The following is a 21,182-nucleotide window of genomic DNA, read 5'->3' on the forward strand; positions in this document are numbered from 1 at the left end:
TAATAACAAAGTCTCAGCTTTTCAAGCTGAGACTTTGTTATTATTTATGCGACAGGTAAGACATAAAATAGTACGCAGAAAAACATCATTGCACTACCGCCTAGTACGAAAAGGTGCCAAATTGCGTGATTGAAAGGTAGCTTTTCCCACAAGAAGAAGATAGCTCCTACTGAATATAAAATTCCACCTGTTAAAAGTAATGAAAATCCGTGTCCAGTTAAATTTTCATAAAGTGGTTTAATGGCAACAATAATGAGCCAGCCCATAATGACATAGCACAGTGTTGACATTTTAATAAAACGACGTACAAAGAAAATTTTAAAGATGATCCCACCGATGGCAAGTGTCCAAATAATTGCAAGTAGTGTCCATCCAAGGGGACCGCGCAGTGTAATGAGTAAAAAAGGTGTATATGTGCCAGCAATCAATAAATAGATAGCAGAGTGATCTAAAATGGTAAATAATTTTTCTACTTTTGGATGATGGATACTGTGTAGTAGTGTAGAAAATAAGTATAGTAGAAACATGCTCACACCATAAATAGTAAATCCAACAATAGCAGAGGCTGTACCATGTTTGGAAGCATGAATAATTAATATAATTAAGGCCGGGATACTTAAAATAGCCCCGATTCCATGAGTAATCGCATTGGCAATCTCTTCTTTTACGAATTGTGTCATTTTTGTTATTTTTTGCGTCATGATTTGAATCCTTTCTATTATGATGAAATAAGATATCATTTCTTTTACCATACCATATGCAATAAAAATAGAAAATGAAATTTGTATAATCGATTATATTTTTGGATTTTTTCGACAAATGATAGCGGATACATTGACGTTTACAGACTTTTTTGACAAAATGAAATTATGGGATAGTAGAATAAGAAATCTACTTATAAGGGAGATGGGGAAAAATGTTATCAAATATCGGCTTTCCAGGGTTAATTTTAATTTTAGTAGCTGTACTGATATTATTTGGTCCTAAAAAATTACCAGAAATCGGACGTTCTTTAGGTGAGACGTTAAAAGAATTTAAAAAATCCACAAGAGAATTAACGGATGATACGTTTCAGGACAAAGAAAAAAATAAATAAAAGCTAGGTGTAAGGCGCTTAACTTTTTATACTCACTTTCCTACTTTATGGAAATGATAATAAACGATTTGTATTCATTCTTCTAGGGGAAATAGAAGAATTTGGATTGGATGAGAGAAGTGTGGTGAAAGAGATGGAAGATCGAGAGATGAGTATAGTAGAACATATTGTGGAACTTCGAAAGCGCGTAATAATTACTGTCTTATCATTCGTAGTATTTTTAATAATTGGTTTTGTTTTCACCAAAGATATTTATTTTTGGCTTGTAAAAGATTTACCGATGAAATTGACAGTTCTCGGTCCAAGTGATGTATTATGGATCTTTTTCTCGATTGCTACTGTATTTGCCATTGTGTGTACAATTCCGCTAGCAGCGATGCAAATTTGGTTATTTGTGAAACCAGGTTTGCACCCACGTGAACAAAAAATGACATTAATGTACATTCCTATATTATGTGTATTGTTTATAGCAGGTTTATGTTTCGGATATTTTATTGTGATGCCCTTCTTATTTCATTTTTTAACGACAATAGGTAATGAAATGTTTAATACAATGTTTACGACGGAAAAATATTTTCATTTTGTATTAAATTTAACAGTTCCATTTGCAGTTATATTTGAATTGCCAGTTGTCGTTATGTTTTTAACAAGCATTGGGTTATTAACGGCTGGATTTCTTCAGCAAGTTAGAAGATATGCTTATGTTATATTGATTGTTATTGCTTCTTGTATATCTCCTCCAGATTTTTTATCACATAGTTTAGTAGCGGTACCGCTAATTTGTATTTATGAAATAAGTATCGCGTTATCAAAAATTGTAAGTAAAAGAAAACGAAGACGAGAAGAAGAAATGCAGTCAAAAAGTGCCTCATTATAAAGGCACTTTTTTTTATTTATTTGTTATACTATATTTATAATCGTATACAATATAAAGAAGAAAAAAAATATAGAATCTCCGAAATTTAGACAAACTTTTCACCATTGTAAGTTTATACTGAAGTTATAAATCCAATGAAAAAGAGGATTGATATCGTGATCATGAAAAGTTTTTATTTCACTCATTCAACAGGGAATTGTATTAAAATATTTGAAATTCCTGTCCTACAAGCACAGCATCCGTTAGCATTTCTAATTCAGTCGCGTCTTCAATTATTTATCGCTAAAATTCAAAAACAAAAACAACCGAGATTCTCATACTCTTTTCGCGAATATTTGCAAAGCTGCTTAAAGTGGAATGATTATTCGAATGTGTATAAAACAAATACTCTTGAAAAAAATGCATAATTGAAAGTAACGACAGCGTAAATGCACCCTGTCGTTTTCTTTTTAGGCATAAAACAGAAGATTTTTATTGAAAAATGGTTTCAAATGGTTGAAAGCCTTGGGAATGCTAGTATAATAACAAGGAGAGCGTATTGGAAAGGGAAGAAGTAGAATATGCAAAAAATTAAAATTGTTACAGACTCAACGGTGGATTTATCACAAGACGTGATTGAAAAATATGGTGTTCATGTTATCCCATTATCCATTTCTGTGAATGGAAAAACATACTTAGATCGTGTTGACCTACAACCGGATGAATTTATTGAAGAAATGGAAAAGTCAGAAGAATTACCAAAAACATCACAACCGGCGGTCGGATCATTTGTTGAAATGTACGATCGTTTAGGAGAGGACGGTAGCCAAGTTCTATCCATCCACTTAACACACGGTTTAAGTGGATCGGTTGCGACAGCTAATACTGCAGCAACAATGACTGATACAAAAGTTACAGTAGTAGATTCATTGTACATTACGCATGCTTTAGCCTATCAAGTAATTGAAGCAGCAAAAATGGCGCAAGAAGGACATTCTTTAGAGGATATTTTAAAACGTGTTGAAGAAGTGCGAAAAAACACACGTTTATATGTTGTTGTAGATACGTTAGAAAACCTTGTAAAAGGTGGCAGAATCGGAAAAGGAAAAGCGATGATTGGTTCTTTGCTAAACATAAAGCCAATTGCAATTGTTGAAGATGGTGTCCTCAATCCAGTTGCAAAAGTACGTAGCCAAGGCCAAATCGTAAAAACATTGATGAAAATGTTTGAAGAAGACATAGCTGGTAAAACAGTAAAATCAGTAGCTGTGCCGCATGCAAAAGCATTGCCATTAGCGCAAAAAATGAAGGAAGCTGTTGAAAAAATAAGCGGTTTTACCCAAACAGAAATTTTTTATACAACGCCAGTTATTAGTACTCACACGGGTGCAGGTGCAATTGGATTTTCATATTTTGCTGAATAGAAAAAGAGCTACCTGAGAGTAGCTCTTTTTTATTTTGCTATTCACGGTCAGTAATATCCAAGTAAAAAAGATAGGTGGGGTATTACTGCCCGTAAAAGTCCAGTTCGTGAGAGTTAATAATCAGTGAGGGGTGAAAAAACATTAGTTGCGATGTCATAACTGGTAGTAATATACAATGATTATCGTGATGATGGCACTTATTGAAATCATAAAGCGCCGTTGTAAATATTCCTTCATATAATATTCCTCTCCGTTTTTACAGATTTATATGAACAAAAAACACTTGATTATTTAGAGTTCTCTTTCATTATATGCATAAAAGAGGAAGGGGATTTATAGCTTTATGTGCTTTTTTACAGATTCTTTTATTTCAGAAGACATTTTTTCTAAAATAAAAGTTTGCCCTAGAAATAACACATGAAGTTGTTCCAAAGGCAACATACGTAAATTCCAGTTATTACGAAGTCTTGTCATGGCTTCTCTTGGTGTCTCATCTGCAAGTGCAAAAGCACCGTAATGCATGGGAATGAAATGTGTAGCATTGAAAAACCTGTTTTGTTTTCGTTCTTTACACCATCTTAAAAATGAACGAATCTTTTTTTGTATTAATATTATCCATGTTTTCATAGCGCTTTACCATGAACATCACCTTATTTGAAATCTTTGCAGCCGTATTGTACCGAAATGTTGTAAAGGAAAACAGTGAAAAAAGTTGATTAACAATTAAAAGATTGTAAAAAATGGTGCGAACATCTTTACAAAATAGAAAGCTAGCATGTGAACTACTCACTATCTATGCTAACGCTTAGAGGAGGGAGACTTCTTACCTAAAGTTAGTTAAAAGAGAAGATAAAATGTTATATAAAGAGGTAACAAAGAAATAATAATTAGTAAACAATGGAGCATTTGTCTATTAATTCGCTTGAAAATAGGAAGTGATTTACTTAATTTCGCACGATTTCGTGAACAAATAGGATAAACAATTTTCTCATAGTGTTTACTTTTGTTATGATAGACATATCTTACATAAATTAAGGGAAGAGAAGAGAGGTTTGAAAATGAAGCGTTATCAAAAGCTGATTGGTCTTTTAGTTGTTTTTTGCTTCTTTATACTTGCAGGATGCGACTCAGGATCAAAACTCCGTAAACCATTAAATTGGGATTTAGAAACTTTCCAATACATAAATCAAGATGGTAAACAGTTTGGAACGAAAGATTTAAAAGGGAAAGTATGGGTAGCTGATTTTATGTTTACTCATTGTAAAACGGTTTGTCCACCGATGACTGCAAATATGGCTAAGTTACAAAAAATGGCGAAAGAACAGAACTTAGATGTTCAATTTGTTTCGTTTAGTGTAGATCCTGAAGTTGATAAGCCAGAAGATTTGAAAGCATTTATACAAAAATTCACAGAAGATACGAAGAACTGGAATTTGCTTACAGGATACTCATTAGAAGATGTGAAGAAGTTTGCAAAGGATAACTTCCAAACACTTGTAGATAAACCAGATAATGATGATCAAGTTATGCATGGTACATCATTTTATTTAGTTGATCAAAATGGAAAAGTGATGAAGAAGTATAGTGGAATTAGCAATACGCCATATGAAGATATCTTACGTGATATGAAACGATTATTGGAATAAAAGAAGGATGCTTCGGCATCCTTCTTTTTATAACTGTATTTTGGGATTTAGATATATAGTAAATGTTAATCTATGGATAAAATATCATGTTGCTGTGGAAGTTTTGGTGCACGAATTTCTAATACGCCGTTTTGATAAGAGGCTTTTGCTGTCTTTTTATTAATTAAATATGGTAATTTAATAATGCGAGAGGCTTCTGACATTGAGCGTTCACGGCGATAATAGTTATGAGATGTATGCTCTTTCGTTTCCTCAAGCACGTCTTCTGTTACAGAAATTTTTAAGTATTCACTCTGTATTTCGATTTGTATTTGTTCTTTTTGAATCCCTGGGAGTTCAGCTTTGACAACGAGGTCTTTGCCGGCTTCATATAAATCTACAGGAAATGTTAATAAACGATTTCCTTTTTGAAAAAAATGATTCAAATCAGCAATTACATTACGAAGAGGTGTTTGCTCGAAAAAATCGTCAATCTGCTTTAAATAACTGCGAACAGGTGGACGAGAAGAGGAATCTTTTTGTTCTTCACTCATGGTATTCCCTCCTAGAAATCAATTTGCAATATCATATGACAAAAGCGAGTGAATGTGAGTGCCTATTTTTCATCTTTGCAGAAAAAAATGTTAAAAATGTGAAACGGAGTGATTTTTTATAGTTTTTTTGTCGCCATATTGAGTCGATTATGCTAGTATAAATAGGGTTGATATAGTAGTATAGAAACAGAATGAAAACTGAAAGAGGGTAAGAAGTATGTGTGGTTTTGTAGGATGTTTATGTGAAAACCCTAGAGAGTTTTCAGAAACAGAAAAACATCAATTTGAAAATATGAACACGATTATTTTCCACCGTGGTCCAGATGACGAAGGATATTTTCGTGATGAACATGTACAATTTGGCTTCCGCCGTTTAAGTATCATTGACTTAGAGGCAGGACATCAGCCGCTAACTTATGAAAATGATCGATATGTAATTATTTTTAATGGTGAAATTTACAACTATGTAGAATTACGTGAAATGCTACTTGAAAAAGGTGCAACATTTGCTACGCAATCTGATACAGAAGTTATCATTGCATTGTATGCACATATGAAAGAGAAATGTGTAGACTACCTTCGCGGTATGTTCGCATTCATGATTTGGGATCGTGAAGAGAAAAAACTTTTTGGAGCACGTGACCATTTCGGTATTAAGCCACTATATATCGCACAGCAAGGTGATACAACATTCTTTGCATCTGAGAAGAAAAGTATCATGCAGGTTATGCAAGATAAAGATGTAAACCCAACTTCTCTGCAACATTATTTTACGTACCAATATGGACCAGAACCAGAAACGTTAACAACTGATATTAACAAAATTGAACCTGGTCATTATTTTGTGAAAGAAATCGGTAAAGAGATGGAAATTCATCGCTACTGGAAACCGTATTTCAATGCTTCAAGTGCAACGAAAGAAGAGCACATTCAAGCAATTCGCGATGTATTATACGACTCTGTAAAAGTGCATATGCGTAGTGATGTACCAGTAGGTTCATTCTTATCTGGTGGTATCGATTCATCTATCATTGCGTCTATCGCAAGAGAAATGAATCCAAACCTTTTAACATTCTCTGTTGGTTTTGAGCGCCGCGGCTTCAGTGAAGTTGATGTAGCAAAAGAAACGGCAGAAAAATTAGGTGTTACTAACCATAGTGTCTTCATTACAGCAAAAGAATTTATGAATGAATTCCCAAAAATTATTTGGCATATGGATGATCCTTTAGCTGATCCAGCTGCTGTGCCGTTGTACTTCGTAGCAAAAGAAGCACGCAAGCATGTAACAGTAGTTCTTTCTGGTGAAGGTGCGGACGAGCTGTTTGGTGGATATAACATTTATCGTGAGCCAAATTCTTTAAAAATGTTCTCTTACATTCCTACTCCAGGAAAGAGCGTATTAAAAGCATTAAGTGGTGCGCTTAAAGAAGGATTTAAAGGGAAAAGCTTCTTAGAGCGTGGATGTACACCAATTGAAGAACGTTACTATGGAAATGCGAAAATCTTCCGTGAAGAAGAAAAAGCTGAATTAATGAAGTATTATAATGAAAGTATTAACTATATGGATATCACGAAGCCATTGTATAATGAAATCAAAGATTATGACGATGTAAGCAAAATGCAATACATCGACATGTTCACATGGCTACGTGGCGACATTTTATTAAAAGCTGATAAAATGACGATGGCAAATTCATTGGAACTTCGTGTACCATTCTTGGATAAAGAAGTATTTGACGTTGCGTCTAAAATTCCAACAGAATTAAAAATCGCAAATGGAACAACAAAAGCAATTTTACGTGAAGCAGTGCGCGGAATTGTTCCAGATCACGTGTTAGACCGTAAAAAACTTGGCTTCCCAGTACCGATTCGTCATTGGTTAAAAGATGAAATGCACGACTGGGCTGTTAATATTATTAAAGAAAGCAAAACTGAGCATTTAATCGACAAACAGTATGTACTAAACTTACTGGAAGCACATTGTGCAGATAAAGGCGATTATAGCCGTAAAATTTGGACAGTACTAGCATTTATGGTATGGCACCAAATTTATGTTGAGCATAAATATGATACGAATCATTTTCATGAAGAAACAAAACGTGCGTATAGCTTAGTTTAATTAGGAAAACCTTAAGATCGCATTCGATCTTAAGGTTTTTTTCATAAATATGTATGGTACTTGATACAATAATAATAAAAGGATGGACAAAGCGTGATTACATTTGAAAAAGTGAATTTTGAAACAGAAAAAGTTGTTGAGGAAATGTTTGCGTCACATAGCTTAGTGAAAAAAGATGTTCAATATTGTATAAAAGCTGATGATACATATATTGGGGTAATTGATTATTTGACACAAGGTGAGAGTGCTATATTATCTAATTTAATGATTCATTTTGATTATCAAGGCTATGGATATGGAACGAATGCCTATTTTACATTTGAAGAGATGATGAAACAGAGAAATATGAAGGATATCAAGGTGCTACAGGGAGAGTTAACCGAGCAAGCCAAGTCTTTTATAGGGAACCTAGGTTTTGTATTGAACAGTGAAATATATATGAAACGTTTCTAGTAACTAGGCAGGGAAATGAATAGAAGGCAGGTGGATGTATGACGATGACAACGGGTCTTTTTCTAGTTGGAGGCTGTTTTGTAGTAGCAGAACTATGTCAAATTTTTATTCGGAAAATGATGCGTAAAAAGCGCAAACCGTATGAATGGCAATACATTCCAGTGTTTTTTATTTTGTTTTGTACTTTATTTTTCTTGCAACATACAGCTCACTTTCCACCAATTTTAAATATTTTTTTGAAGTTTGGCTTATTATATAGCGGCATTGGGATTGCGATTTTATTTAGCTTATTTTGTATACGTCATATTCATTATCAATCTTACATATTTATTTTAAATTGGTTAAATCGAGCTGATAGAAACCGCCTTATATAAGGCGGTTTTTTATCTGTTTTTGTAACCAATTCTTTATGATTTACATAGAATAGGACGAGCATAAATATATGCTTTATTAAATAGAGGAAGGAAATGATATATGAAGCTCGTTATAGATGCAGGACATGGTGGATATGATTCTGGAGGTGTTGGAAACAGTCTAGTTGAAAAAGATTTAACACTGCAAATTGCGAAGCGTGTTCGAGATATTTTACTTGCAAACTATACCATTACTATTAAAATGACACGTGATAGCGATATATTCATCTCATTATCCGAACGTGCAAATATTGCTAATTCTTTTGGGGCAGACTTTTTTATCTCATTTCACATTAATAGTGGTGGTGGAACAGGGTTTGAAAGTTATATTTATAACGGATTATCAGATAGCAGCTCTGCAGCAAGTAAGCAACAAAAGATGCATACAGCAGTAAAGTCTGTACTAACAAAATATGGTCTTCGTGATCGAGGGGCAAAAAAAGCGAATTATGCAGTGTTAAGAGAAACTGCAATGGATGCATTATTAACAGAAACTGCTTTCATCGATACAACATTTGATGCGAACTTATTAAAAAACCAGCAGTTTATAGAAGATTTATGCCAAGCATATGTAAGCGGAATTACTACAATTTTGGGATTAGCATCAAATCCTCTCCCTCCGATTCAGCCTAATCCACAACCACAAACGAAAGGGGTTGCTTATATTCGCGGAAAGGACGTGAATTTAAGAAGTGGCCCATCAACATCATCTTCAGTTATTCGTAAGTTGAACGCTCCAGAATCGTATGTAGTTTATCAGGAAAGTAATGGATGGCTAGATTTAGGAGCGGGACAATGGATATACAATGATCCATCATACATTGATTATGTTAAGTATGGAAATAGCGATGGTGGTCCAATTGGAGTGGCATATATTCAAGGAACGAATGTGAATTTAAGAAGTGGTCCATCAACATCATCTTCAGTCATACGTAAGCTAAACCCTCCTGAAGCTTATTTAGTATATATAAACCAAAATGGATGGCTAAATCTTGGAGGAAGTCAGTGGATTTATTATGATCCATCTTATATTAAATATGATAAATATTAAAATATAAAGAGATTATTACTGAAAGTGAATCATAACTTTTCCTTGAATGTTTTACAAACGGTAAAACTTAGAGGGATTTTTTTTGTTAGAAAATTATTTTATATTTTATTAAGTAGGTGTTTTATTGATTTAAATGACTGAAAATTCTTTGTATTTATTGTGGATGGGTTGTAAAATGAAACTATTATTAGGAAAGGAGTGGAGAATGGTGAAAGGAGCTCATAAAGATTGGATTTTGTTTAATGGAAGAATTGTGAATACGAAGGAAGAACAGCCGATGGCTGCGCTAGAAGAACGAGGTTTACAATTTGGTGATGGAATATATGAGGTGTTCCGTTTATATAATGGGAAACCTCACTTGCTAGATTTGCATTTAGAAAGATTCTTTAAATCCATGAAGGAAATTCATCTTAATCCACCTTTTACAAAAGAGGAACTGATTGAACAACTTCAGCAATTAATTGAAAAAAATCAATTTCAAGAAGATGGGAATGTGTATGTTCAAATTTCAAGAGGAGCTCAGCCGCGAAATCATGTATATGATTCGAACTTGAAGCCAATGTATTTTGCAAATATTGTACCGTTTCCAAGACCGACTGAACTTATGGAAAAGGGGATTAAAGTAACGGTAGAGGAAGATATTCGTTGGAAGTTTTGTCATATAAAATCCTTAAATCTTCTTCCAAATATTATGATTAAAAATAAAATTAATGAAGAAGGATATCAAGAGGCGATATTAGTTCGAGATGGAATTATAACAGAAGGTTGCCATTCAAATTTCTTTATTATAAAAAATAATAAAGTGATTACGCATCCAGCAGATCACTTTATCTTACATGGAATTACTCGTCATCATGTCATTTCGTTAGCAAAATCTCTACATATTGAAGTAGAAGAGCGAGAATTTTCATTACAGGAAGTATATGAAGCGGATGAATGCTTCTTTACAGCGACGCCTCTTGAAATATTTCCGGTTACTCAAATTGGAGATGAGCAATTTGGTAATGGAGAAAGAGGAGCAGTTACGAAAAAACTACAAGCTGCTTATGAAGAAAGTATTGCACCTTTAAAAGTAACAAATTGAGTATATAAGGAAAGGGAAGCTGGTATTCCACCAGCTTTTTTTCATGATATAATGCAAGCGTAGGACAAATTTTAAAAATGCTGTAAAAGGGGATTTTATGTATATGAATTATGAAGCATTTAAAGAAATAATTCACGGACGCCGTAGTGTGCGAAAGTTTATAGAACAAGAGGTATCTGTTAGTGACATAGAAGAGATTATTGATTGTGCTCGTTATGCTCCAAGTGATACGAACTCACAAACGTGGGAATTTATTGTCATTATGAATCGAGATAAAATTAAAGATATCGAAAAAATGACATGGGATGCATTACATACGTTAGCTGAAAAGGCGGCAAAAAATGGAGAAGAAAAAGCTGGGAAGCTATTAACTCGTTCATTTGGGCCATATGCAACCGCCTTTTCTGAAGCACCAGTGCTAATTGTATGTTTAGCAACTCCGTATGAATCAAAGTTTCGTGAAAAAATATTTGATCCAATCAAATTCGTTCCAGATGCAGTATGGGAAGAAGAGGGGATTAAAAGTAGCTGTTTAGCGGCTCAAAATTTAATGCTGGCAGCACATGCAAGAGGTCTTGGGACTTGTCCGATGACAGGACCCGTTTTATTAGCACAAAATGAATTGCGAAAATATTTACAAATTGACCCAGAGAAACAAATTAATATGGTAATTTCGCTAGGATATCCAAAAGATAAGCCAAAGAAGCTTGCTCGAAAAGAAGTAACAGATATTACAAAGTTTATTTATTAGGATATTTTTGTGATAAACGTGAAAAAGACATTGGATATACCAATGTCTTTTTATACTGGATTGAAATGATGAATTTTGTTCAAGATTTTACTGTCCTAGGTTATAAAGTGAATGAGTTATTAAAAGAGTTTTTTACTGCATTCAATATAATGAAATTTTTTTCTTGGGAAGAAACCTTTTTAGATTGGAATATTTTCTAATAATAGTGGGTTAAAATAAAGAATAAGAAGGAATTGCTAATTATTTTTTGAAAAAATTTATGATATAAAAAAAGAAAATATGATACAGTTATGATGAGCGGAAACAATTGTTCACGGAAGTGTTGAAAAATAAATTTAAAATGAAAAGTTATTTTTGTATAATAAATTAAGAATCGATTTACAGGGGGGATGAATTTTGAAAAAATTCATAATCACTGGATTGTCTGCTTTGTTATTAGTAGGGTGTGGGGTTTCAAAAGAGGAAGTAAAACCTAAACAAGAAGGACAAGTTGTAAATGCAAGTGATGAGAGTATGATTCCTTTTCCTGAAGGAGTAATGCCAATTGGTGAAGGTAAAATAAAGATAGTCACACCAGATGGCACTTCTGAAAATGGTAATATACCGACTGTGTTTATAAAGAGAGACACCCTAATTCAGCAAGTCGAAATCGAACTTACTGATTTTCAAAATGATAAAGAAACGTTTGTATTTGTAGATGATATGTTTGAAGAGAAATATCAAGTTACCCGCACGACGCAGACAACAGTAGAATTAAAACAAAAAACGTTAGAAACTGGATCTCATACAGTAACTGCAGTCCAATTTGAGAATAATGATCCGAGTGGAAAAGTTATTAGCTATACGCAGGCGAAACTTGAAACGAAACCAGCCTCTTAAAATAGCTGAAATATTATAATAATAAAAAGTACATTACTTTTCTAAGTAATGTACTTTTTTATTTTGAATTTGAATGTAATGAATATGATTTACGAATTCCAATGAAAAAATATGTACCTATCATTTGACAGGTATATATTTTGTAGGGATTTTGTTTGAAAATGTCGAATACAATATACTGCGTCGTAAAAACACGTTTTCCATTGTTTAGTGTGAAACAAATAGGAGGGAGAAGCCGTAATGAAACGTGCTCTTATAAATATTGATTATACATATGATTTCGTAGCTGAAAAAGGTGCATTAACATGCGGAAAGCCAGGGCAAGAGATTGAAAAGCATCTTGTAGAAATTACAAAGCAGTATATTGAAAACGGAGATTATGTTGTATTTGCAATTGATAAACATGAAGAAAAAGATTTGTATCATCCTGAGACGCAGTTATTTCCACCCCATAATATAACTGGTACAAAAGGAAGAGATTTATACGGAGAGTTACAAAGTGTATATGAAGAATATCAAGATAAGGAAAATGTGTACTATATGGACAAAACACGTTACAGTGCTTTTGCTGGAACAGATCTAGAAATGAAGCTAAGAGAAAGAGGGATACAGGAAGTACATCTTGTTGGCGTATGTACGGATATTTGTGTTCTTCATACAGCAGTGGATGCTTATAATAAAGGGTTTCATATCGTTGTACATGAGAAAGCGGTAGCTTCCTTTAATGAGCAAGGGCATAAATTTGCCTTAGGACATTTTAAATCTTGTTTACATGCAGAAGTACAGTGAATATGGAAAAAATGAGAGCTATGTAAAGAAAGAGACCTTTTCATTGAGGTCTCTTTCTTTACATAGTTACAACTTGCTGTTGAATCAGGTTTTTAATAAACGGACTAATATTTTCTGGTAATTGATTTAGATCAAATGAATTGTTTGAACTTTTTTGTTTGTAGTATTTAGAAATTTCTTAATGTTATAATGGTAGTTGGTGATGAAGATGAATTATGATGAAAAGGAAATGCGGCGTCTAGAAGCATTAAAAGAAATTGCAGAATTATTAAATGAAGCAACAAATTTGCAGGAAATGTTAGAGAAAGTATTACATACATTATTGCAAGTTATGAATTTACAAACAGGTTGGATCTTTTTTATTGATGAAAACGGAATGCATCGTATGCTTGTTGATAAAAATTTGCCACCAGCACTTACATGGAAGGAAAAGAAACCGATGTGTGAAGGAGATTGTTGGTGTGTCGATCGATTCGTGAATGGACGTTTAGAAAAGGCAACAAATATTATTGAGTGTAAGCGAATTGAAGATGCCATTGAATATAATTGGGGAGAGACGGAAGAGATTACGCATCATGCGACGATTCCTCTTCGTGCTGGAGCTAAGAAGTTCGGTCTATTAAATGTTGCTTCACCTCATAAAACACATTTTACGGAGGAAGAATTAGCCTTGTTAGAAGCAATTGCATTTCAGATTGGAACAACGATACAACGAATTAGGCTAGTTGAGAAAGAGCGCAAATATGTAGTGGTAGCGGAGAGAAATCGACTCGCGCGTGATTTACATGATTCGGTTAAACAATTGTTATTTTCCATTATGTTAACTGCTAGAGGGACTCTTGATATGACAAAGGACAAAGAATTGCAAGAGATGCTAAGTTACATAGGAGAATTATCGCAAGAAGCGTTACAAGAGATGACATTATTAATTTGGCAATTACGGCCAGAAGGATTAGAAAAAGGGCTTGCAGAAGCGGTGCAGAATTACGGAAAGTTATTAGGTATTCAAGTAGCAATTCGAATTGATGGGATTATTTCAATTGGTGATGAAATAGAAGAAGTGCTGTGGCGTGTGAGCCAGGAAGCTTTACATAATTGTAAAAAGCATGCTTCATGCGGGAGGGTGTTTGTTAACTTAAAAACAGAAAATAGTAAGTTAAACTTTCAAATTGAAGATGACGGTATTGGGTTTGTTAAAGAAAAAGTAAGAGATTCAGCACTTGGTTTAAAAAATATGAAAGAACGAATTGAATTGATGAAAGGAACATTTCGAATAAGAACGAGGCCGGGACAGGGAACAAAGATTGAGATTCAGTTACCGGTTTGAAAGGGAGAAGGTTATTGAAAATTAAACTATTACTTGTAGAAGATCATCATATTGTTCGAAGGGGGCTTGTATTCTTTTTAAAAACGAAAGAGGAATTTGAAATTATAGGCGAAGCAGAGAATGGAGAAGAAGCGTTAGAGTTTGTTCGAAAAGAAAGGCCAGATGTAGTATTAATGGATTTATCAATGCCGAAAATGGATGGGATTGAAGCGACAAAACGATTGAAGCAATATGACGATACTATTAAAATCCTGATGTTAAGTAGTTTTTCAGAACAAGATTATGTTTTGCCAGCACTGGAAGCTGGCGCAGATGGTTATCAATTGAAAGAAGTACAGCCAGATCAACTTGTTGCTTCCATTATTGCGGTATATCAAGGAAATACAAACTTTCATCCGAAAGTAACTCCTGTTTTGTTAGGACGACCAGTAGTGAAAGAGGAAAAGCAAGATAGTTTGTCTATGCTGACAAAAAGAGAAAGAGAAGTCCTTCGTGAAATTACGAAAGGAAGAAGTAATAAAGAAATAGCAGCAGAGCTTCATATTACAGAACAGACGGTTAAAACACATGTTTCAAATGTACTTGCTAAGTTAGACGTAGATGATCGGACGCAAGCTGCTTTGTATGCTGTAAAACATAGTTAACTGTTTCAAAAAAGAAACTTGTACAAGAGTACGAGTTTCTTTTTTATTTTTATTGTTATTTCTGTTGTAAAGAAGCTCTTATTGGCTTTGTGAATAAAAATCAGAATAAATAAAGTGAAATCTTCATAAATAGTAAAAGAATGTCTTGTGTGGCGTGAAGTGTAATGGTACATATTGTAAGTTAAAAAGCAGTTTCACAAAATTTGAGGTGGTAAGATGGTAAACCAACAAGAAAAAAAATTATGTCTTTGCATGATTGTAAAAAATGAATCAAAAATAATTGAAAGATGTTTGAATGCGGCTAAACCAATCATTGACTTTGTTTCCATTTGTGATACAGGTTCTACCGATCGTACGCCTGGAATTATTGAAAAATGGTGTAAAGAAAATGGAATACCTGGAACGATTCATCATGAACCGTTTCGGAATTTTGGTTATAACCGAAGCTTAGCTGTATCATTGGCACAAGAAACGTATCCAGAGTCTGATTATTTGTTGGTGCTTGACGCAGATATGGTTTTAGAAGTTACACCTGATTTTGATAAACGTAGTTTAACTAAGGATCATTATCTGACGTTGCAATACGATATTCATATTAAATATTGGCTTACTCGTCTGCTAAAAACATCTTTACCGTGGAAATCCGTTGGAGTTACACATGAATACTGGGATATAGACCGTTCTAAAGTAGGTGCTGATTATAATGCGGGAGTAGATAGACTAGATGGTCTTATTATTAATGATCAAGGAGATGGTGGAAGTAAGGTTGATAAATTTGAAAGGGATAAACGATTATTATTGGAAGGGATACAAGACCTGACAACTACACCAGATTTAAAAGTAAGGTATTTGTTTTATTTGGCCCAAACTTATTATCATCTAAGTGAATTTGAGGAATCAATTAAATGGTACAAGAAAAGGGTTGAAGCTGGAGGATGGGCGGAAGAAGTATTTTATTCGTTCCTAAGAATTGGTCTTTGTTATGAACAGTTGGCGAATATCTCTTCATTCAAACAAGGGCAGCTTAAGAAAGAGGCGGAAGAAAATCAGTCTGAAATTGAAGGTTTTATTCAGCAGGAAGAACAGTTTTTTGCACTAGCTATTACGTATTTTCAAAATGCTTGGGAGTATAGACCAACTAGAGCAGAATCTTTATATCAACTTGCAAGGGTATATCGAACGATGTCTAAAAACCATATAGGTTTAATGTATGCATTGCAAGGAAAAGAAATCCCTTTTCCGAAAGAAGATCTTCTTTTTGTAGATTACCACGTGTACGATTATTTATTTGATTATGAGATTTCCATTTGTGCCTATTATATCGAAAGTAAGAAACATTTAGGCGCAAAGGCACAAAAGTATCTCGAGTCTAAAATAAAAGAGTTACCGATGCATATAGCAAGTGCAGTAGAGAAGAATACGCAGTTTTATTAAAAAAGAAATAAATCGCAAGAATCATTGAGTTTACAGTAAACAAGAGCGATAGTGTATTTAAATCATTAACAAATAGAACGGTCATTTCTAGAAACTCATACAAAAGTATGAGTTCTTTTTTTATTCTTCATACTATTTTCTCAAAGAATTTCCCTCTTTTGATTGTGATTTGTATATAAATTTCTGATAATATATAGATAGAACTTAAAACAAAGGGGAGAAATATTCATGAAATTAGTCGTAATTAATGGGACACCACGAAAATTTGGTAGAACACGTGTTATTTCAAAATATATTGCTGAGCAATTTGAAGGAGAATTATATGATTTAGCGGTTGAGGAATTACCTTTATATAATGGTGAAGAATCACAGCGTGAATTAGAAGCAGTAACAAAGTTAAAAACTTTAGTGAAAGAAGCGGATGGTGTAGTGCTTTGCACACCTGAATATCATAATGCAATGAGCGGTGCGCTTAAAAATGCATTAGATTTTTTAAGTAGTAGTGAATTTATTCATAAACCGGTAGCCTTATTAGCAGTTGCGGGCGGAGGGAAAGGCGGAATTAATGCATTAAATAGCATGCGTATTGTAGCGAGAGGTGTGTATGCGAATGCAATTCCAAAGCAGGTTGTATTAGATGGTTTATACGTACAAGATGGCGAGATTAGTGAAGAGGCAAAACCATTGATTCAGGATTTAATAAAAGAACTAAAAGGATACATGAATGTATATAAAGAGGTAAAGAAACAATTAGGGGTTGAGGGATAAAACGCTCTTTATCATAATATTGACGAAGAAGGTGTACGATCAAATCTATATTTTCGTGATAGAGATGTAGTCGTTAATTCGTACTAAAACTCTAAACTATGTCCATCAAATGTATCTGTAAACTAAAATAATGCTACCTCAAGTAACGAGGTAGCATTATTTTGTACCAATAGTAAAACGAGACAAGGCGTTAATGCAATTATAAAAAAACAGAACCATCCCTAATACTTCTATGTTATGTACCGCAAAAAGTTCGGTAAGGGTAGGATGATGGCGCAGGCGGTGTGGCGTAATCAGCCTGTTCCGGGGAGTGCGCGTAGGGACGCGAAAGAACATCAAGAAGTTGCTTCATCACGCTGTAATCTCCTTGTTTCACTGCGGCTTCTAGTGCGGCTTCTACCCGGTGATTCCGCGGGATTAGTGCAGGATTGCTGTTTCGCATTAATTGATGTGAAGAAGCTTTCGATTCCTGCTGTCTGTCTAGTCTCGCTTGCCACTGCTTATACCATTGAGTAAATTCTGGGGTCCCAAACAAGACTGTATCCTCTAGTGTATCAAAAGTTAATGTGAGGAAGGTATTAGTATAGTCCGCACGATACTTCTGCATCATACTAAGGAGGTCTTCAATAAGGGATTCATCCTGTATTTCTTCGTTAAATATTCCTAGTTTAGCTCTCATTCCCGTGAGCCAATTAGATTGATACAACTTAGTAAAATCTGAAATCGCATCCTGGGCCAGTTTGATAGCCTGCGTCTCATCTATATGCAGCAGTGGCAATAGAGTTTCAGCAAATCGTGCGAGATTCCACCCGGCAATATGAGGCTGATTGCCATAGGCATATCGACCTTGAATATCAATGGAGCTGAATACCGTTGCCGGATCATAAGTATCCATGAAGGCGCAAGGACCATAATCAATAGTTTCTCCACTAATGGTCATGTTATCGGTGTTCATCACTCCGTGAATAAAGCCAACAAGTTGCCACCCGGCAATTAGTGTGGCTTGACGTTTAATCACTTCTTGAAGCAGGAAAAGATAGCGGTTCGGGGCAGCGCCAACGTCTGGATAATGGCGTTGCAATGTATAATCAGCGAGAATTCGGAGATCTTGAGCAGTGCCCCATTTTGAAACGTATTGAAAGGTGCCGACGCGCAGATGACTTGCAGCTACACGGGCCAGAATTGCCCCAGGTTGCTCGGTTTCACGAATTATTGACTCACCGGTAGTCACTACCGCTAGACTACGGGTAGTAGCAATACCAAGCGCATGCATTGCTTCACTGATGATGTATTCGCGCAGCATCGGTCCAAGTGCTGCGCGACCATCACCTCGGCGGGAGTATGGTGTTTTACCAGAACCCTTAAGCTGAATATCAACCCTCTTATCTAGGGGAGTAATCTGCTCGCCAAGTAACAGAGCTCGGCCGTCTCCTAACAAGTTAAAACGTCCGAATTGATGCCCCGCATAAGCTTGAGCAAGAGGTAAGGCACCTTTGGGAATCCGGTTGCCAGCAAGCACCGCTATACCATCTTCGCTTTGCAGCGCCTGATCGTTCAACCCTAGGGATGCTGCCAATGGATCATTGAGAATGCACAACTTAGGTGAACGTACAGGAGTTGGACTGTGGGTGGTAAAAAATGATTTTGGCAGACGGGCATAACTATTGTCTAAGTTCCATCCTGTTCCTGTTATTTCTTTTCCCTTTGTCATTGTATCTCCCTTTCTTTTTGTTTTTTACATAAAATAAAATTTGTTATGAGAAAATCTTAAAGCAGGTCCTCTTTTCTTGTCACATAGCAATATTTTTAGGAGAAAGATCAAAATTATACTCAAATTGGAAAATGAAAAAATACATTGAAATCTGAAATTGCAAAAGGTTTTAGCGCACAACTTGATACAATTATAACATCTCGTGCAAATGATTTTGTTGGTGGGTTCTTTTCCTGAGTTTATCTAAAAAAATAGTTAATTTCAATAAACGGAAGATGTAGAGCTTCTCTTGTTGATTGTATTTATGTGAAAAGAACATGCGAAAAAGAGGAGGAACTTCCAGTAAATCCATTGCATGATGGGAGCAAAAATACAAAAGTTATAAGGGAATCATATAAAAGAGGGTGTGAATTAACATGGGAAAAACGAAAGCACTAGGATCAGCGAAACATAAAGGTAATCAAACGCAGGATCATACGTCTTCAAAAAAAGCACGAAATCCTCAAAATGCAGGACAACGTAGTCACTAAAAATACTTCTGTCTCCCTTTCTTTTTCGATATAATGTAAAGAAAGGGAGTGTAAATTTATATATGAAATGGATTTTATTTTTCCTTTGTTTATTGCCAACACTATATATTATGTATATAACATATCGCATGAATAAAGTAGCTCATGAGAAAGTAAGCAATTGCGCTCCGTACATATTAATTTTAGGAGCAAAACTATTTGGGGATAAGCCTTCTTTATCTCTTCAAAATCGATTAGATGCAGCTTTAGAATATCTGCATGCTCATCCAGAAACAAAAGTGATTGTGTCGGGTGGCCAGGGGGAAGATGAGGATATTCCAGAAGCACATAGCATGCGAAATTATTTATTGAGCCGCGGTATTAAAGAGGAATTTATATTACTTGAGGATCGTTCGACAAGCACATATGAAAACCTAAAATTTAGCATAGATTTATACGGTGTGAAGCACGCTGTTGTTGTAAGCAATACGTATCATTTATATCGGACGAAGATTATTGCTGAACGTTTAGGTATGAGGATGGAAGCATTAGCTGCCCCGACGCCAGTGCGTTCTAAGAAAAAGGCATACATACGAGAATACGCCGCGATTATGAAAACAATATTATTCGATCACTAGAGCCTAAGCAAAGGGCTCTTTTTTATGGGGGTAAGCGTATCATTTGAAAAGCAGGCTAGATTCCATCAAAATGAAAGAAATAATAATAAGGGAGTTGTATTTGTGATTCAATTTAATCATGTGTCAAAAGCATATGAAGATGGTACGAAAGCAGTGGATTCATTGCATTTAGAAATTAAAAAAGGAGAATTTTTTGTTCTCATTGGACCGAGTGGGTGCGGGAAAACGACAACAATGAAAATGATTAATCGTTTAATTGAAACGACAGAAGGATCAATTTCTATTGATGGAAAAAACATTCAAGATTATAACATTCATGAATTGCGCTGGGACATTGGATACGTCTTGCAGCAAATCGCTTTGTTTCCTCATATGACAATTGCTGAAAATATTGCGATTGTACCTGAAATGCGAAAATGGAGTAAAGAGAAAGTCCGAGAACGTGTAGATGAATTGCTTGATATGGTTGGATTAGATCCAGATGTATATCGGGATCGTATGCCGGATGAACTATCTGGTGGACAGAAGCAGCGTGTGGGAGTTGTACGGGCACTAGCAGCCAATCCGAAGATTGTTCTAATGGATGAACCATTTAGTGCACTAGATCCATTAAGCCGTGAACAGTTACAAAAAGATATTGTGAAATTACAGAGAAAAATTCAAAAAACAATTGTTTTCGTAACGCACGATATGCAAGAAGCATTATCACTTGGTGATCGTATTTGTGTAATGAAAAAAGGGAAAATTGTTCAATTAGATACACCAGAAGGAATTATACATAATCCAGCGAATGATTTTGTAGAAGAGTTTATTGGAAATCGTGGTCGCCCTTGGTACGAAGGGAAGAACGTTGAAGATATACTGCCATTTGAGAATAGTGAACAAAGACAAAATGACATTTCACCTCTATCTTTATGGTCTCCTCTGCAAGAAGCGTTGATTCGCTTGCAGACAGAAGAATCTGTACCAATTGAAAAGGATGGACAATATGTTGGGACAGTGACAAGCCGCCATATTGTGAACTATATAGTTAGGCAAATGAAGGAAAGGGGCTAAA

22 protein-coding genes and 1 pseudogene are annotated in these 21,182 nt (G+C 34.9%); 19 read left to right on the forward strand and 4 right to left on the reverse strand.

Features of this window, described 5'->3' with window-relative positions:
- Positions 1-44: 44 nt before the first annotated feature.
- On the reverse strand, positions 45-701 hold the full coding sequence (trhA, locus tag COO03_RS18790) for a PAQR family membrane homeostasis protein TrhA (RefSeq protein ID WP_097898613.1): 657 nt from the start codon (positions 699-701) through the stop codon (positions 45-47).
- Positions 702-916: 215 nt separating this feature from the next.
- Here trhA and COO03_RS18795 point away from each other — a divergent pair, with 215 nt between their 5' ends.
- The 4 genes from COO03_RS18795 to COO03_RS18810 all read left to right on the forward strand — a co-directional run bounded on the left by COO03_RS18795 (position 917) and on the right by COO03_RS18810 (position 3,376).
- Positions 917-1,096 carry a twin-arginine translocase TatA/TatE family subunit gene (locus COO03_RS18795; RefSeq protein WP_097898614.1) on the forward strand — a complete coding sequence of 60 codons (180 nt, stop codon included), beginning with the start codon at positions 917-919 and terminating at the stop codon, positions 1,094-1,096.
- Positions 1,097-1,229: 133 nt separating this feature from the next.
- Positions 1,230-1,973 carry a twin-arginine translocase subunit TatC gene (gene tatC, locus COO03_RS18800; protein ID WP_097898677.1) on the forward strand — a complete coding sequence of 248 codons (744 nt, stop codon included), beginning with the start codon at positions 1,230-1,232 and terminating at the stop codon, positions 1,971-1,973.
- Between the two features lie 155 nt (positions 1,974-2,128).
- Positions 2,129-2,380, forward strand: a complete 252-nt coding sequence (locus tag COO03_RS18805) for a DUF2535 family protein (protein WP_141523306.1) — start codon at positions 2,129-2,131, stop codon at positions 2,378-2,380.
- A gap of 153 nt (positions 2,381-2,533) precedes the next feature.
- Positions 2,534-3,376, forward strand: coding sequence for a DegV family protein (locus tag COO03_RS18810; RefSeq protein ID WP_097898616.1), 843 nt, complete (start codon positions 2,534-2,536; stop codon positions 3,374-3,376).
- Positions 3,377-3,709: 333 nt separating this feature from the next.
- Here the strand turns inward: COO03_RS18810 and COO03_RS18815 are convergent.
- Positions 3,710-3,919, reverse strand: a pseudogene (locus tag COO03_RS18815) (MBL fold metallo-hydrolase); the annotation flags it as partial.
- 515 nt (positions 3,920-4,434) lie between these two features.
- Between COO03_RS18815 and COO03_RS18820 the strand changes: the two are divergent.
- On the forward strand, positions 4,435-5,022 hold the full coding sequence (locus COO03_RS18820) for an SCO family protein (RefSeq protein ID WP_097898617.1): 588 nt from the start codon (positions 4,435-4,437) through the stop codon (positions 5,020-5,022).
- 65 nt (positions 5,023-5,087) lie between these two features.
- Here COO03_RS18820 and COO03_RS18825 read toward each other — a convergent pair whose 3' ends face one another.
- Complete coding sequence (locus COO03_RS18825) at positions 5,088-5,555, reverse strand: Hsp20/alpha crystallin family protein (protein ID WP_097898618.1); 468 nt, start codon at positions 5,553-5,555, stop codon at positions 5,088-5,090.
- Between the two features lie 217 nt (positions 5,556-5,772).
- Here COO03_RS18825 and asnB point away from each other — a divergent pair, with 217 nt between their 5' ends.
- The 12 genes from asnB to COO03_RS18885 all read left to right on the forward strand — a co-directional run bounded on the left by asnB (position 5,773) and on the right by COO03_RS18885 (position 17,267).
- Positions 5,773-7,674, forward strand: a complete 1,902-nt coding sequence (gene asnB / locus COO03_RS18830; RefSeq protein ID WP_097898619.1) for an asparagine synthase (glutamine-hydrolyzing) — start codon at positions 5,773-5,775, stop codon at positions 7,672-7,674.
- Between the two features lie 93 nt (positions 7,675-7,767).
- Positions 7,768-8,127, forward strand: a complete 360-nt coding sequence (locus tag COO03_RS18835; RefSeq protein WP_097898620.1) for a GNAT family N-acetyltransferase — start codon at positions 7,768-7,770, stop codon at positions 8,125-8,127.
- Positions 8,128-8,165: 38 nt separating this feature from the next.
- Complete coding sequence (locus COO03_RS18840; protein WP_170958187.1) at positions 8,166-8,501, forward strand: hypothetical protein; 336 nt, start codon at positions 8,166-8,168, stop codon at positions 8,499-8,501.
- 100 nt (positions 8,502-8,601) lie between these two features.
- The gene (locus COO03_RS18845) at positions 8,602-9,591 is read left to right on the forward strand and encodes an N-acetylmuramoyl-L-alanine amidase (RefSeq protein ID WP_097898622.1); all 990 of its coding nucleotides are present in this window, start codon (positions 8,602-8,604) and stop codon (positions 9,589-9,591) included.
- Positions 9,592-9,799: 208 nt separating this feature from the next.
- Positions 9,800-10,675 (forward strand): D-amino-acid transaminase, encoded by an 876-nt coding sequence (dat, locus tag COO03_RS18850; RefSeq protein WP_097898678.1) that lies wholly within the window; start codon positions 9,800-9,802, stop codon positions 10,673-10,675.
- 103 nt (positions 10,676-10,778) lie between these two features.
- Entirely contained in the window at positions 10,779-11,426 is a 648-nt protein-coding gene (locus COO03_RS18855) for a nitroreductase family protein (protein ID WP_097898623.1), read from the forward strand.
- A 396-nt stretch (positions 11,427-11,822) separates the two neighbouring features.
- Positions 11,823-12,305, forward strand: coding sequence for a hypothetical protein (locus COO03_RS18860; RefSeq protein WP_097898624.1), 483 nt, complete (start codon positions 11,823-11,825; stop codon positions 12,303-12,305).
- 240 nt (positions 12,306-12,545) lie between these two features.
- Entirely contained in the window at positions 12,546-13,094 is a 549-nt protein-coding gene (locus tag COO03_RS18865) for a cysteine hydrolase family protein (protein ID WP_097898625.1), read from the forward strand.
- Positions 13,095-13,302: 208 nt separating this feature from the next.
- Entirely contained in the window at positions 13,303-14,421 is a 1,119-nt protein-coding gene (locus COO03_RS18870; RefSeq protein ID WP_141523145.1) for a GAF domain-containing sensor histidine kinase, read from the forward strand.
- Between the two features lie 14 nt (positions 14,422-14,435).
- On the forward strand, positions 14,436-15,065 hold the full coding sequence (locus COO03_RS18875; RefSeq protein WP_097898627.1) for a response regulator: 630 nt from the start codon (positions 14,436-14,438) through the stop codon (positions 15,063-15,065).
- Between the two features lie 216 nt (positions 15,066-15,281).
- Positions 15,282-16,499, forward strand: coding sequence for a glycosyltransferase (locus COO03_RS18880; RefSeq protein ID WP_097898628.1), 1,218 nt, complete (start codon positions 15,282-15,284; stop codon positions 16,497-16,499).
- 228 nt (positions 16,500-16,727) lie between these two features.
- A complete protein-coding gene (locus tag COO03_RS18885) occupies positions 16,728-17,267 on the forward strand; it encodes an NADPH-dependent FMN reductase (RefSeq protein ID WP_097898629.1) in 540 nt (179 codons plus the stop codon).
- 235 nt (positions 17,268-17,502) lie between these two features.
- On the opposite strand, the gene COO03_RS18890 is transcribed toward COO03_RS18885, so the two are convergent.
- Positions 17,503-18,978: a protein adenylyltransferase SelO gene (locus tag COO03_RS18890; protein WP_097898630.1), complete on the reverse strand. Its 1,476-nt coding sequence runs from the start codon at positions 18,976-18,978 to the stop codon at positions 17,503-17,505.
- Positions 18,979-19,570: 592 nt separating this feature from the next.
- On the opposite strand from COO03_RS18890, the gene COO03_RS18895 reads away from it, so the two are divergent.
- Together COO03_RS18895 and COO03_RS18900 are read left to right on the forward strand one after the other, a co-directional pair.
- Positions 19,571-20,125, forward strand: coding sequence for a YdcF family protein (locus COO03_RS18895; protein ID WP_097898631.1), 555 nt, complete (start codon positions 19,571-19,573; stop codon positions 20,123-20,125).
- A gap of 102 nt (positions 20,126-20,227) precedes the next feature.
- Positions 20,228-21,181, forward strand: coding sequence for an ABC transporter ATP-binding protein (locus COO03_RS18900; RefSeq protein WP_097898679.1), 954 nt, complete (start codon positions 20,228-20,230; stop codon positions 21,179-21,181).
- Position 21,182: the final 1 nt, after the last annotated feature.

This window comes from Bacillus sp. AFS098217, assembly GCF_002551815.1.
Taxonomy (GTDB): domain Bacteria; phylum Bacillota; class Bacilli; order Bacillales; family Bacillaceae_G; genus Bacillus_A.

What these genes read in the sequence shown, in the direction of transcription:
- COO03_RS18895 (WP_097898631.1), top strand. Translation starts at nt 19,571, where the DNA reads ATGAAATGGATTTTATTTTTCCTTTGTTTATTGCCAACACTATATATT.
- COO03_RS18865 (WP_097898625.1), top strand. Translation starts at nt 12,546, where the DNA reads ATGAAACGTGCTCTTATAAATATTGATTATACATATGATTTCGTAGCT.
- trhA (WP_097898613.1), bottom strand. Translation starts at nt 701, where the DNA reads ATGACGCAAAAAATAACAAAAATGACACAATTCGTAAAAGAAGAGATT.
- COO03_RS18825 (WP_097898618.1), bottom strand. Translation starts at nt 5,555, where the DNA reads ATGAGTGAAGAACAAAAAGATTCCTCTTCTCGTCCACCTGTTCGCAGT.
- COO03_RS18795 (WP_097898614.1), top strand. Translation starts at nt 917, where the DNA reads ATGTTATCAAATATCGGCTTTCCAGGGTTAATTTTAATTTTAGTAGCT.
- COO03_RS18845 (WP_097898622.1), top strand. Translation starts at nt 8,602, where the DNA reads ATGAAGCTCGTTATAGATGCAGGACATGGTGGATATGATTCTGGAGGT.
- COO03_RS18885 (WP_097898629.1), top strand. Translation starts at nt 16,728, where the DNA reads ATGAAATTAGTCGTAATTAATGGGACACCACGAAAATTTGGTAGAACA.
- COO03_RS18855 (WP_097898623.1), top strand. Translation starts at nt 10,779, where the DNA reads ATGAATTATGAAGCATTTAAAGAAATAATTCACGGACGCCGTAGTGTG.
- COO03_RS18870 (WP_141523145.1), top strand. Translation starts at nt 13,303, where the DNA reads ATGAATTATGATGAAAAGGAAATGCGGCGTCTAGAAGCATTAAAAGAA.
- COO03_RS18890 (WP_097898630.1), bottom strand. Translation starts at nt 18,978, where the DNA reads ATGACAAAGGGAAAAGAAATAACAGGAACAGGATGGAACTTAGACAAT.
- COO03_RS18820 (WP_097898617.1), top strand. Translation starts at nt 4,435, where the DNA reads ATGAAGCGTTATCAAAAGCTGATTGGTCTTTTAGTTGTTTTTTGCTTC.
- COO03_RS18810 (WP_097898616.1), top strand. Translation starts at nt 2,534, where the DNA reads ATGCAAAAAATTAAAATTGTTACAGACTCAACGGTGGATTTATCACAA.
- COO03_RS18840 (WP_170958187.1), top strand. Translation starts at nt 8,166, where the DNA reads ATGACGATGACAACGGGTCTTTTTCTAGTTGGAGGCTGTTTTGTAGTA.
- tatC (WP_097898677.1), top strand. Translation starts at nt 1,230, where the DNA reads ATGGAAGATCGAGAGATGAGTATAGTAGAACATATTGTGGAACTTCGA.
- COO03_RS18880 (WP_097898628.1), top strand. Translation starts at nt 15,282, where the DNA reads ATGGTAAACCAACAAGAAAAAAAATTATGTCTTTGCATGATTGTAAAA.
- asnB (WP_097898619.1), top strand. Translation starts at nt 5,773, where the DNA reads ATGTGTGGTTTTGTAGGATGTTTATGTGAAAACCCTAGAGAGTTTTCA.